Source organism: Deinococcus sp. HSC-46F16 (genome assembly GCF_024171495.1).
Classification (GTDB): domain Bacteria; phylum Deinococcota; class Deinococci; order Deinococcales; family Deinococcaceae; genus Deinococcus.
Window position 1 is genome coordinate 666,966 of record NZ_JALJZW010000001.1, and the last position, 12,363, is coordinate 679,328.

Genomic DNA, 12,363 nt, shown 5'->3' on the forward strand with positions numbered 1-12,363 from the left:
TGGGGAGGTCCGCCTCCCCTTCCTATAATGGATATAAGTGAAAGGTTTCACGATAGTCTTGGTCGTGAAATTTTTGCCCACATCGTACATTTGCCTTTTTCAGTAGCTCTGGCCGCGCCCCTATACTTCCCCTCGTGACTTTGACGAGCAGCATTGGTGACCTGCGGCAGCATGTGGGCGAGACGGTAACTCTCAGTGCCTGGCTGACCGACAAGAGTGGCAAGGGCAAGATTCAGTTTTTGAAACTACGCGACGGCACGGGTTTCGTGCAGGCGACCGTGTTCAAGAATGACGTGCCCGAGGAGGTCTTCGAGTCGGCCAAGCGGCTCACGCAGGAGCAGGCGATCACGCTCGTGGGCGAGGTCCGGGCCGACGAGCGGGCGCCCGGTGGGGTGGAACTCGCGGTGCGGGACCTCTCCCCCATCTCCGAGAACCGGGACGAGTACCCCATCACGCCGAAGGAACACGGGATCGAGTTCCTGCTTGACCAACGGCACCTGTGGCTGCGGCACCGTCGGCCGTGGGCGGTCGTGCGCGTGCGCGACAGCGTGCAGCGGGCCGTGATCGACTTCTTCCACGGGGAGGGGTTCGTGCGCTTCGACGCCCCCTTCTTCACGCCGAACGCGGCCGAGGGCACGACCGAGCTGTTTGAGATCGACTTGTTCGGGGAGGACAAGGCCTACCTCTCGCAGACGGGGCAACTGCACGCCGAGGCGGGCGCGCTGGCATTCGGCAAGGTCTACACCTTCGGGCCGACCTTCCGCGCGGAAAAGAGCAAGACGCGGCGGCACCTGCTGGAGTTCTGGATGGTGGAGCCGGAGGTCGCGCCCAGCAACCACGCCGAGAACATGGCCCTGCAGGAGCGGCTGGTGAGCTTCATCGTGCGGCGGGTGCTGGAGGAGTGCCCGGCGGAACTGGCGCTGCTGGGCCGCGACGTGGAAAAGCTGCGGGGCGCCGCCGAGGGGAACTACCCCCGCGTCACCTACACCGAGGCGCTGGAGATTATCCGGCGGCATATCGAGGAGGGCGACCTGCCGGACAATGTGCAGGAAGGTGTGCAGCCGGTGGAGTGGGGCGACGACCTGGGTGCCCCGCACGAGACGATTCTGGGCCACCACTTCGACCGACCCGTGATGGTCGAGCGGTACCCGGCGGCGATCAAGGCCTTTTACATGCAACCCGACCCGGAGGACGGGCGGCTGGCCCTCTGCGACGACATGATCGCGCCGGAGGGCTACGGCGAGATTATCGGCGGCTCGGAGCGCATCCATGACTACGACCTGCTCAGGAGCCGCATCGAGCACGAGGGACTGCCGCTGGAGGCCTTCGACTGGTACCTCGACCTGCGGCGCTACGGCTCGGTGCCGCACGCGGGCTTCGGCATGGGGCTGGAGCGGGTGATTGCGTGGATCACCGGAATTGACCATATCCGCGAGGCGATTCCCTTCCCGCGCATGTTGACGCGGATGACGCCCTGAAGGTGGCTGGCCGGGGACGCCCCCCGGCTTCTTTGCTCGTCAATAAGTGAATGTATTCACGATAGCTCTGGTCGTGAAATTTTTGCCGCGCTCTTATTTTTAGGCTGCGCTAGATTGATTCCATGATCGCGTACTGCGAAGTGAGCGCCTTTACCGACACGCCGGGCTCCGGCAACCGGGCGGGGGTGGTGCTGGACGCGGACGGGCTGAGCGAGGGGCAGATGCAGGCGCTGGCGGCCTTTCTGGGCGTGCCGGAGACGGTGTTCGTGACCCGCTGGGGGGACGGCACGGCGCGGGTGCGGTACTTCACGCCGACGCAGGAAATCGACTTTTGCGGCCATGCGACGGTCGCGCTGGGGCTGAGGTTGGCGCAGGAGGGGCGCTGGGCGGGCGAGGCGCTCGCGCTGGAAACGCTGGTGGGGCGGGTGCCGCTGCGACTCGAACAGGGCACGGCGGGCGACTGCCGGGTCTGGATGGCGCAGCAGGCACCGGAGACGCGCCGGGTGGGGCGGGAGGTGCGCCGGGAACTGGCGGCCGCCCTGGGCATCGACGAGCGGATGATTCACCGGGGCCTGCCCCTCGCGGCGGCGAGCACGGGGCTGTGGAGCGTGTTCGTACCCGTGATCGACCGGCTGGTGCTGGACGGGATGGAGCCGGATCTGGCGGCCATTCACCGGCTGTCGGACGCTCTGGGGGTGAGCAGCGTGTATGCCTACGCGCCCGTGGGCGTGGGGCGCTTCGCGGCGCGGGACTTTGCCCCGGCGGTGGGGATTCCGGAAGACCCGGTGACGGGGAGCGCGGGCGGGGCGCTGTTCGCGCTGCTGGCGGGGGAAGGCGCGCTGCCGGTGCGGTCCGGCCGGACCTGCGGGGTGGTGTACCAGGGCCACAGCCTGGGCACGCCCGGCGAGGTGGAGGTGGAGGTCACCGTGGAGGGCCAGCGGGTGCGGGACGTGCAGGTGGGGGGGTGCGCGGTCCTGAACCACGAGGGGGAGTGGGTGCCGGGCCGTTGAGGCCTGTGCCGAGCGCCAGCGGGTGAACGCGCGTACACTGCCCGGATGCTCGGCCTCCTGTGCGTGGATGTGGACGGAACCCTGATCGGCTCGGACAACGTGGTTCGGGAGGACGTGTGGGCGGCCCTGGCCGACGCGCGGGCGCGGGGGATGCGGGTGGCGCTGTGCAGCGGGCGGCCTGCCTTCGGCAACGCGCTGGACTATGCCCGGCGGCTGGACCCGGACGGCTGGCACGTCTTTCAGAACGGGGCGTCGGTGGTCAATGTGGGGGGCGGCGAGAGCCTCAGCGAGGGGTTGCCGGAAGAGGGGCTGGCCCTGCTGCTGGACCGGGCGGAGGCCACCGGGCGGCTGCTGGAGGTGTACACCGACCGGGACTACGGCTTCACGGTGCCGGGGGACCTCGCGCGGCGGCACGCGGAGCTGCTGGGGCTGACCTACGAGGTGAGGTCCCCCCACGAGCTGACGGGCACGCGGGTGCGGGCGCAGTGGGTGGTGCCGCACGCGCAGGGCGCAGAGGTGGTGGCGGAACCGCATCCGGGGCTGGACCTGCACCCGGCGGGCAGCCCGGCGATGCCGGACACGCTGTTCGTGTCGGTCACGCGGGCGGGCGTGAGCAAGGGCAGCGCGGTGACGCGGGTGGCGGGAGCCTACGGGGTGCCCATGCACCGGGTGATGATGGTGGGCGACGGGCACAACGACGTGACGGCGATGCGGGTGGTCGGGCATCCGGTGGCGATGGGCAACGCGGACGCCGAGGCGCGGGCGGCGGGGCGCTACCACGTCGGGCATGTGGACGCGGGGGGACTGCTGGAGGCGGTGGAGTTGGCGCGGCGGCTGTAGCCCGTCAAGGACGGAGGCCGCGTGCCAGACCGCCGCGCCAGAACAGGTCGATGCGGAAGGGCCGCGCCGTGACCTCGCGGAAGCCTGCCGCCTCCAGGAGGGCGGCCAGTTCCGGCACCGTGTAGACCCGCACGAGTGCGCGGTCGTTCAGCGCGGCGAGGCGGGCGAAACCCGGCAGGCCGTTCGGCACGTAGTCTTGCAGGACGAGGATTCCGCTAGGCCGCAGCACCCGCCGCCACTCGCGCAGGGTGGCGAGGGGATCGGCGAGGTAATGCAGGACGTTCAGGCAGGTCAGGGCGTCGACCGAAGCGTCCGGCAGGGCGAGGGCCTCGGCGGGGCAGGCGAGCAGGGTCACGCCCCGTCCGGTCAGGGTCCGCGCGGCCACCCCGCGCATGCCCGCGCTGGGCTCGGCGCCGATCAGCCGCCCATCCGGGAAGCGTTCTCGGGCCAGGGCGAGCAGCGTTCCGGTGCCGCAGCCCACGTCGAGCAGGGTGCCAATGCCCACAGGCGGCAGGGCGGCCAGCACCTCGCGGGCCGTGGTCCGGGCGGAGCGGCCCCACTGACGGTCGTAGGTCGCGGCCAGGCGGTCGTAGGCTCCCATGCTCCCAGAGTAGGGGGCTAGGCCGCCGGGTAGAAGAACACCGCGCAGGCCAGGATCACGTAGACGCCGAGCAGCAGCAGGCCCTCGAACCAGTTGGTTTCGCCGTCGCGGACCACGCTGTTGGCGATGACGACGGCTCCGATGATGGCCGCGAGTTCCAGCGGCGTCACGACCAGATTCATGGGCTGGCCCACCACCAGTCCGGCGAGCACCAGCAGCGGGGCGACGAGCAGCGCGACCTGCACGGTCGAGCCCAGGCTGATGGTCATCGAGAGGTTCATGCGGTCGCGCAGGGCGAACATCACGGCGGCGGCATGTTCAGCCGCGTTGCCGATGATCGGGAGCAGGATCAACCCGACGAAGAACTCGGTCAGCCCCAGCGAGGCGGTCGCGGCTTCCAGGGTGCCGACCAGCAGCTCGGACATGAAGGCCACGGCGACGGTGGCGGCGAGCAGCACGCCCACCGCGCGGGGCACGCTCCAGGGAGGGCCGCCTTGCTCGGCGCCGTCCTCGTCGGCGGTGGAAAGCAGCTCGCGGTGGGTCCGCAGGGTAAAGAGCAGGTAGCCCAGGTAAACCAGCAGCAGCACGGCGGCGGTCGCCTCGCTGAGGTTCACGTCGAGCCGCAGGACCTCGCCGGGCACGGCGGCGCGGGCGGTCAGGTCGAACAGGGTGGGAATCATCAGCGCCAGCACGCTGACCGTCAGCAGGCTGGCGATGGTGGTGGCGTTCTTGACGTTGAAACGCTGCTCCTTGAACCGCAGGCCGCCTGCCAGCACTGCCAGGCCCATCACCAGCAGCAGGTTGCCCAGGATCGAGCCGATGATGCTGGCCTTGACCACATCGAGCTTCCCGGCTTGCAGGGCGAAAAAGGCGATGATCAGCTCGGTCGCGTTGCCGAAAGTGGCGTTCAGCAGGCCGCCGACCGTGCTGCCCATCCGCGCGGCGAGCTGCTCGGTGGCCTGCCCCATCAGGCCCGCGAGCGGCAAGATCGCCAGCGCGGCACTGAGAAAGGTCAGTGTGGGGCTGCCGCCGCTGAACTCCAGAAAGGCGGCGACCGGCAGGAAGATCAGCAGGACGTTGAGCCACTTCATGGAAACTGCCTCATGCCCCGGAGTGTAGGCCGGGCCGGGGTCACGGACCGCAGCGGGTGCCCTCTGTTAGCCTGCCTCCCGGATGGCGACGGTCACGGAACTGAGGGACAAACTGCGCCGCCCCCTCGCCGCCGAACTGGCGACGGGGTGTGCGGATAGGGTGGTGGCGGGCGGGGTCGAGCGGCTGCTGGCCTCGCCGCTGGCCGGGCCATTTCCGGGGGTGCGCGAGGCGCTGCGGGGCTACGCGGAGCTGGACGCGGGGGCCAGGGCCGAGGCGCTGGAACGGGCGCTGGCGCTGCTGGACGGTGCGGAGAGGAAGGCAACCCCGCGCCCCGCCGCCCGGCAGGCGCCCCCCGCGGCGGCTCCCGGCGAGCGGCTTCCGCTGGACGCCGAGGTCTCCCGGCTGGACACCGGGCCGGGGGGCGCCCGCAAGCTGACCTCGCTGGGGCTGCACACCGTGAGGGACGTGCTGCACGCCTACCCCCACCGCCACGAGGACCGCCGGGCGCTGCCGGACCTCGCGGAGGTGGAAGAAGGGCAGAAGGTCACGGTGGAGGGCACGGTGATCGCCAAGAATCGCCGGAAACCCAAGCCGAACATGCTGATTCTGGACGTGACGCTGGAGACGCCCTCGGGCGGGCGGGTCAAGGCCTCGTGGTTCAACCAGCCGTGGGTAGAGCGGCAACTGAGGGAGGGGGCGCGGCTGGTTCTCACCGGGCGGGTGAAGAAGTTCGGGAGAAGCGTGCAGCTCGGCGTCGAACACCTAGAGACGGTGGAGGACGCGCGGGAGAGTCTCAGCACCGGGCGGATCGTGGGGGTGTACGACTCCAAGGACGGCATCTCGCAGGAGTTTCTGCGGCGTTCGGCGTTCCGGGCGTTGCAGGCCGCGCCGCTGGACGACTACCTGCCCGCGCACTGGCGTAGGCAGCACGGGTTGACGGACCTGGGTGACGCGCTGTGGGGCATCCATTTTCCGCGCGACGAGGCGCAACTGGAACGCGGGCTGCACCGGCTGCGCTTTGACGAGTACCTCTTTCTGGAACTGCGGATGCTGCTGCAAGGCGAGGACGCCGTGCTGCTCGGCAAGCGGTTTCAGGCGACCGGGGACGATATCGCCCGCTTCGAGTCGGCGCTGCCCTTCGCTTTCACGAACGCGCAGCGGCGGGTGCTGCTGGAGATCACCGACGACATGCGCGGTGAACGGCAGATGGCCCGGCTGGTGCAGGGCGACGTGGGGAGCGGCAAGACGGCGGTAGCGGCGTGTGCCCTCTATCTCGCCGTGCGCGACGGGTATCAGGGGGCGCTGATGGCGCCGACGGAGATTCTGGCGAGGCAGCACTACGCGAATCTGGTCGGGTATCTGGGCAAGCTTGACGTGCGGGTGGGCCTGCTGATCGGGGCGATGACGCCGAAGCAGAAGCTGGAGATGCAGACGCGCATTGCCGAAGGCGAAGTGGACGTGGTGGTGGGCACGCAGGCCTTGATTCAGGAGAACGTGCGCTTCGACAATCTCGGGCTCGCGGTGGTGGACGAGGAGCACCGCTTCGGGGTGATGCAGCGGCGCAAATTGCTGGCCGGGCGTCCCGACGTGCTGGTGATGTCGGCCACGCCGATTCCGCGCAGCCTCGCGCTGACCGCTTACGGCGACCTCGAGCTGTCGGTGATCGATGAGCTGCCGCCGGGACGCACCCCGGTCGAGACGAAGCTGATTCAGAACACGCACCGGGCGCAGGCCTACGGCTTCGTGATGCGGCAGATTCGGGAGGGGCGGCAAGCCTTCGTGGTCACGGCGCTGATCGAGGAAAACGAGAATCTGGAACTGCTCGCGGCCACGCAGCTCGCGGACGACCTCAAGGTCATGCTGCCGGAAGCCCGGATTGACCTGCTGCACGGCAAGATGACGGCGGCCGAGAAGGAACATGTCATGGATCGCTTCCGCGCCCGCGAGTTCGATGTGCTGGTGTCCACGACCGTGATCGAGGTGGGCGTGGACGTGCCCAACGCCAGCGTGATGGTGATCGAGAATGCCGAGCGGTTCGGACTGGCGCAGCTTCACCAGCTCCGGGGACGGGTGGGGCGGGGGAGCGCCAAGAGTTACTGCGTGCTGATCGCGGGCGAGCACTCCAAGAAGACGCGGCAACGGCTCAAGATCATCGAGGGCAGCACGGACGGCTTCGTGATCGCGGAGGCGGACCTCAAGCTGCGCGGCCCCGGCGAGATTCGCGGGACCCGGCAAAGCGGGATTCCCGACCTGCGGCTGGGTGACCTCGCCAGCGACGTGGAGATCATCGAGCAGGCGCGGGGGCTGGCAAAACACATCCTCGCCCACGACCCCCGGCTGGAGCATCCCCGGCTGGGATACCTGCGCTCGGAGTTGCAGAACCGCTCGCAGAGTGTGGCGTTCCGCGAGGTGATCTGAGCACGCTCAGGGGCCAGTTCGCTGGGCACGCCGCCACACCGAGACCACTCCGGCCACGATCAGCACCCCTCCCAGGCCGATCACGATGGGTTGCCCGCTGTCCCAGCCGAGGTAGGCCATCAGCAGACCGCCGAGGAAGTAGAAGAGGCGGCCGCCCAGAAAGGAGAGGGCGTGGATCAGGACCGAGGCGAGTTCGGACACGCCCCAGCGTACCGGGCGGCGGGGGCGCGGCGGAGCGCAAAGTTGCCCCGCCGTGACATCCCTGTGACACGCGCCGACTATGCTGAACCCATCAGCACAACCTAACAAGGCGGGCCGGGTGAAGTCCGTCAGGGTGCCGGACGCGGCCGACTTCTCGTGGGGTCGGCCGGTCCTTTTTTGCCGCGTTGTCTTCACGGACGCGGCTCTGGGGCGGGGCTTCTCTCTATGCTGGGCCGCATGACCTTCGACCTGAGTGGGAAGACGATGCTGGTGACGGGCGCGACCGGGGGCATCGGCAAGGAGACGGCGCGGGAGCTGGCGCGGATGGGGGCGCGGGTCTTCGTCGTGGGGCGGAGCGCACAGAAGACGGCGGACGCGGCGCGGGAGGTCGGCGCGGCGGGACACCTCGTGGCCGACCTGTCGGAGATGAGCCAGGTGCGCCGCGCCGCCGCCGAGTTCCGGGACCGCGAGGAGCGGCTGGACGTGCTGGTGAACAACGCGGGGGCCTTTTACGCCGAGCGGCAGGAGACGCGCGAGGGCGTGGAGATGACGTGGGCGCTGAACCACCTCGCGGCCTTCCTGCTCACCAGGGAGTTGCTGCCGCTGCTGCGCGAGTCCAGGCATGGGCGGGTCGTCACGGTGTCGTCGGCGGCGCACGCGCAGGGGCGGATTCGCTGGGACGACCCGGAGTTCCGGCGGGGCTACCGGGGGTGGGCGGCGTACGGGCAGAGCAAGCTCGCCAACGTGCTGTTCGCCCGCGAACTCGCTCGCCGCGAGCCGGGGCTGATGAGCAACAGCCTGCATCCGGGGCTGGTCCGCAGCGGCTTCGCGCACAACAACGGGGGCCTGATCGACGTGGTGTGGCGGCTGGTGGACCGCTTCGGCATCACGCCGCAGGAAGGGGCACAGACGAGCATTCGCCTCGCCGCCGACCCCTCGCTGCTGGTGAGCGGACGCTACTTCAGTGGCGGGCGGGGAACGAGAGAAGCGCCCCAGGCCCGCGACGACGAGGCGGCGGCGCGGCTGTGGGCGCTGAGCGAGGAGTACGTGGGGGGGTGAGGGACAGGGAGGGGTCCTCTCCCCCACCCCTCACCACACCGCGATATGCCCGTCCGTTCGGCTCTCGGTGCCGCCCTCCAGCACCCCCGTTTCGGGGTTGCGCCAGATGATCTGGCCGCGGCCGAAGGAGCCGGGGTCAAGTTGCACCCGCAGGTCGTGGCCCCGCGCGAGGAGGGCACGCGCCGCCTGGGCGCCGAGCTCGGGTTCGACCTCCACCGCGCGGCCCTGGAGCCACTGCCAGCGGGGGGCGTCGAGGGCCTGCTGGGGGTTCATGCCGTAACGGACGGTGTTCAGCACCACTTGGAGGTGGCCCTGCGGCTGCATGAAGCCGCCCATCACGCCGAAGGGGCCGACCGGGGTGCCGTCGGTGCGCCCCAGGAAACCGGGGATGATGGTGTGGTAGGGCCGCTTGCCGGGGGCGAGGGCGTTGGGATGCCCCGGCTGGAGGCTGAAGTTGTGCCCCCGGTTGTGCAGGCCAATCCCGGTGCCAGGCACGACCACGCCCGAGCCGAAGCCCATGTAGTTGCTCTGGATCAGGCTGACCATGCCGCCGTTTCCGTCAGCCGCAGCGAGGTAGACGGTGCCGCCAGCGGAAGGCGCGGGGGTGGAGGGGTCGTGGGCGGTGTCTCCCAGGAGGGCGCGGTGGGCGGCCGCGTTCCCGGCTCCCAGCAGGCGCTCCACGTCCACCGGGACGTGCCGGGGGTCGGCCACGAAGGCGTGGGCGTCCGCGAAGCCGCGCTTCATCGCCTCGATCTGGAGGTGCAGTCCGGCGGGGTCGTCGCGGTACGCGGGCAGGTCCATCCCGTTCAGGACGTTCAGGGCGATCAGCGCGGCGATGCCCTGGCCGTTGGGCGGAATCTCGTAGACGCGGTGGCCGTCATAGTCGGTGTGAATGGGCGTGACCCACTCCGAGCGGTGGGCGGCCAGGTCGCTGCCACGCAGGAGGCCGCCGGTGGCCTGGGCATGGGCGTCGATCTGCTCGGCGAGTTCGCCCTCGTAGAAGGCGGCGCCGTTCGTCGCCCCAATGAGTTCCAGGGTCCGGGCGTGGCCCTCGCTGCGCCACAGGGCGCCGGGGGCAGGCGTAAAGCCGTCCGGGGCGAAGACGCGGAACCATTCCTCCATGACCGGGAGGTTCAGGCGGCGGTAGATACGGATGGCCCGCGCCCAGCTCGCGGCGAGAACGGATGAGAGGGGGTAGCCTTCCCGCGCGAGCGTGACCGCCGGGGCCAGCACGTCCGCGAAGGGCAAGCGGCCGAAGCGGGCGTGGAGGTCGGCCCAGCCGCGCACGCCGCCGGGGACGGTCACGGGCGTCCAGCCGTGGCGGGGCATCTCGCCGCCGTGGCGCTCCTGCAAGGCGCCGAGGCTGAGGGCAGCAGGGGCCGCGCCGCTGGCGTTCAGGCCGTGGAGTTCGCCGCCCTCCCACACCAGCGCGAACAGGTCGCCGCCGATGCCGTTGCTGGTGGGCTCGACGACCGTGAGGGCAGCCGCGGTGCCGATCGCGGCGTCGACGGCGTTGCCACCCCGCTCCAGCAGGCTCTGGCCCACCTGCGCGGCGAGGGGCTGACTGGTCGCCACCATGCCCCGGCGGGCGTACACCGGGCGGCGAACGGTGGGGAATTCAGGTTGAAAGGTCACGGGGGACAGGCTAGAGCATTTGACAGTTCATAAAGAAAAAACCCACCCCGGCGAACCGGAGCGGGGACCGTGGCCGGAGCCTGCCTAGCGGGCCAGCGCCTCTTCGAGGTCGGCGGGGGTGATGGGCAGGGCCTGGGCGCCGACGCGGGTGGCGGCGAGCGCTCCGGCGGCGTTGGCGGTGCGGGCGGCCTGGCGCAGAGGTTGGCCGGTCAGGACGGCGTGCGCGAAGGCGGCGGTGAAGGTGTCGCCCGCGCCCGTCGAGTCCACGACCTGTCCCTGGGGGCGCACGGCGTCCACGAGTTCGGTCTCGGTGGGTGTCCAGACGATGCTGCCCATCTTGCCGACCTTGACGACCACCCGCCGCGCCCCGGCGTCGCCGAGCTGGGCGAGCGCCGCGCTGATGCTGGTCGTGTCGGTCAGGGCCAGCAGTTCGTGCTGGTTGAGGGTGAGGTAGTCGGCCCCGATCACGTTCTCGATCAGGTCGGTGCCCACCTTGTTCACGGCCCCGGTGCCGAGGTCGATAAAGACGGGCACGGGCTTCTTGGCCTTCTGGGCGGTCTCGATGGCCTTCAGCGCGTACTCGCGCTGCGGCCCCTCGGTGAGGCTGTAGGCGCTGACCATCAGGGCGTCGCTGCCCTCGATGTCCTTTTTCTTGAGCCTCGCGGGGTCGAGCTGGCGGTTGGCGGCGCCGTGGCTGAGCATGGCCCGCTGACCACCCTTGGTCTGCATCACCGTGATGGTGCTGGTGAGGTGCTCGGGGTCCTGCTGGATGGCGCTCTGCGAGACGCCGCTCTCGCGCACGCTCGCCAGGGCGTACTCGGCGAAGGGGTCCTGGCCCACGCGGGCGGCCAGGGTCACGCTGTGGCCGAGGCGGGCCAGGGTCACGCTGATGGTGCCGCCCGCGCCGCCCGGCTTCATGGTGGCGCGGGTGGGGACGACTTCCTCGCCGGGAGCGGGCAGGTGGTCGAGATGGTAGAGGTGATCGACGGTTACGTCACCGATGACATAGAACTTCACGGGAAAAACCTCCGGGCCACGCCGGGGGGCGGCCCTGTTGAGCAGCGCGGACCTGCCGGAAAACGCTGGAGGGCAGGGCCGCAGGAAAGCGGGGTTGGCGTGTGAAACGCGGTTCCTACCGTACCACGCCCAGGGCGGTCGCGGCGGCACGCAGCGTGTCCAGCGGCACGTCCTCGGCGCGGACATCGGGGCGCAGACCGGCCGCCTCCAGGGCCGCGTCGATGTCGGGGGCCGGATAGCCCGCCAGCCGCAGGTTGTTGCGCAGGGTCTTGCGGCGGTGGTGCAGGGCGGCCTCCACGAAGGTCAGGAAGGCGGGCTCGGGCGCGGGGCGCTCGCGGTCGAAGTCGAGGCGAATCACGCTGCTCGTCACGTCGGGGGCGGGGAAAAAGGCCCCCTTGGGCACGTCGCGGACGTGGCGCACGCGGCCGTGGAGGGAAGCCAGCGCACTCAGGAAGCCGTAGTTGTCCTCGCCGGGACGGGCGGCGAGGCGCTGTCCGACTTCCTTTTGCACCAGCACGGTCGCGGAAAGGATATTCGGCGCCCCCATGAAGCGCGACAGCAGCACCCCGGTGATGTAGTAGGGCAGGTTGGCGATCACGCGGGTGCCGGGAGCGAGCGAGGCGTAGTCGAAGTCGAGGGCGTCGCCCCAGACCACCTCCACGCCTTGCCCGGCGAGCGTCTCGGCGAGGACGGGGCGGAGCCGCTCGTCTTTTTCCAGCGCCGTGACGCGGGCGCCGCGCGTGGCGACCTCGCGGGTCAGCACGCCGAGGCCGGGGCCGACCTCCAGCACGGGCACGCCGGGCGCGGCGCCGCCCGCGTCCGCGATGGCCCGCAGGATGTTGCCGTCGATCAAAAAGTTCTGACCGAGGCTCTTGGTGGGTTTCAACCCGTGGCGGGCCAGCAGCTCGCGCACGCGGGCCGGGGAGTAGAGGGGCAGGTCGGTGGGGGGGGCAGGGGGGTCGGTCATGGCGGTCATGGGCGGGGGGGCTGAGAAGCGGATCAGTATACTCCG

The 12,363-nt window shown here is 70.3% G+C and carries 11 protein-coding genes; 5 read left to right on the plus strand and 6 right to left on the minus strand.

Annotated elements, in window-relative coordinates; genetic code table 11:
* The first annotated feature begins 140 nt into the window (after nucleotides 1-140).
* The 3 genes from asnS to L1280_RS03410 all read left to right on the plus strand — a co-directional run bounded on the left by asnS (nucleotide 141) and on the right by L1280_RS03410 (nucleotide 3,328).
* Nucleotides 141-1,478 carry an asparagine--tRNA ligase gene (gene asnS, locus L1280_RS03400; protein ID WP_253581074.1) on the plus strand — a complete coding sequence of 446 codons (1,338 nt, stop codon included), beginning with the start codon at nucleotides 141-143 and terminating at the stop codon, nucleotides 1,476-1,478.
* A 122-nt stretch (nucleotides 1,479-1,600) separates the two neighbouring features.
* Nucleotides 1,601-2,488: a PhzF family phenazine biosynthesis isomerase gene (locus L1280_RS03405; protein WP_253580672.1), complete on the plus strand. Its 888-nt coding sequence runs from the start codon at nucleotides 1,601-1,603 to the stop codon at nucleotides 2,486-2,488.
* 45 nt (nucleotides 2,489-2,533) lie between these two features.
* Nucleotides 2,534-3,328, plus strand: coding sequence for a Cof-type HAD-IIB family hydrolase (locus L1280_RS03410; protein ID WP_253580673.1), 795 nt, complete (start codon nucleotides 2,534-2,536; stop codon nucleotides 3,326-3,328).
* Between the two features lie 4 nt (nucleotides 3,329-3,332).
* Here the strand turns inward: L1280_RS03410 and L1280_RS03415 are convergent, their stop codons facing one another.
* Nucleotides 3,333-3,929, minus strand: a complete 597-nt coding sequence (locus L1280_RS03415; RefSeq protein ID WP_253580674.1) for a class I SAM-dependent methyltransferase — start codon at nucleotides 3,927-3,929, stop codon at nucleotides 3,333-3,335.
* A 17-nt stretch (nucleotides 3,930-3,946) separates the two neighbouring features.
* A complete protein-coding gene (gene cax / locus L1280_RS03420) occupies nucleotides 3,947-5,020 on the minus strand; it encodes a calcium/proton exchanger (protein WP_253580675.1) in 1,074 nt (357 codons plus the stop codon).
* 82 nt (nucleotides 5,021-5,102) lie between these two features.
* Here cax and recG point away from each other — a divergent pair, with 82 nt between their 5' ends.
* Entirely contained in the window at nucleotides 5,103-7,439 is a 2,337-nt protein-coding gene (recG, locus tag L1280_RS03425; RefSeq protein ID WP_253580676.1) for an ATP-dependent DNA helicase RecG, read from the plus strand.
* A gap of 6 nt (nucleotides 7,440-7,445) precedes the next feature.
* On the opposite strand, the gene L1280_RS03430 is transcribed toward recG, so the two are convergent.
* The gene (locus L1280_RS03430) at nucleotides 7,446-7,640 is read right to left on the minus strand and encodes a hypothetical protein (protein ID WP_253580677.1); all 195 of its coding nucleotides are present in this window, start codon (nucleotides 7,638-7,640) and stop codon (nucleotides 7,446-7,448) included.
* Between the two features lie 237 nt (nucleotides 7,641-7,877).
* Between L1280_RS03430 and L1280_RS03435 the strand changes: the two genes are divergently transcribed.
* Nucleotides 7,878-8,699, plus strand: coding sequence for an SDR family oxidoreductase (locus tag L1280_RS03435; protein WP_253580678.1), 822 nt, complete (start codon nucleotides 7,878-7,880; stop codon nucleotides 8,697-8,699).
* A 30-nt stretch (nucleotides 8,700-8,729) separates the two neighbouring features.
* Here L1280_RS03435 and L1280_RS03440 read toward each other — a convergent pair whose 3' ends face one another.
* The 3 genes from L1280_RS03440 to rsmA all read right to left on the minus strand — a co-directional run bounded on the left by L1280_RS03440 (nucleotide 8,730) and on the right by rsmA (nucleotide 12,318).
* Nucleotides 8,730-10,277 carry a gamma-glutamyltransferase family protein gene (locus L1280_RS03440; protein WP_253581075.1) on the minus strand — a complete coding sequence of 516 codons (1,548 nt, stop codon included), beginning with the start codon at nucleotides 10,275-10,277 and terminating at the stop codon, nucleotides 8,730-8,732.
* Between the two features lie 141 nt (nucleotides 10,278-10,418).
* A complete protein-coding gene (locus L1280_RS03445; protein WP_253580679.1) occupies nucleotides 10,419-11,351 on the minus strand; it encodes a PfkB family carbohydrate kinase in 933 nt (310 codons plus the stop codon).
* Nucleotides 11,352-11,466: 115 nt separating this feature from the next.
* Complete coding sequence (rsmA, locus tag L1280_RS03450; protein WP_253580680.1) at nucleotides 11,467-12,318, minus strand: 16S rRNA (adenine(1518)-N(6)/adenine(1519)-N(6))-dimethyltransferase RsmA; 852 nt, start codon at nucleotides 12,316-12,318, stop codon at nucleotides 11,467-11,469.
* Nucleotides 12,319-12,363: the final 45 nt, after the last annotated feature.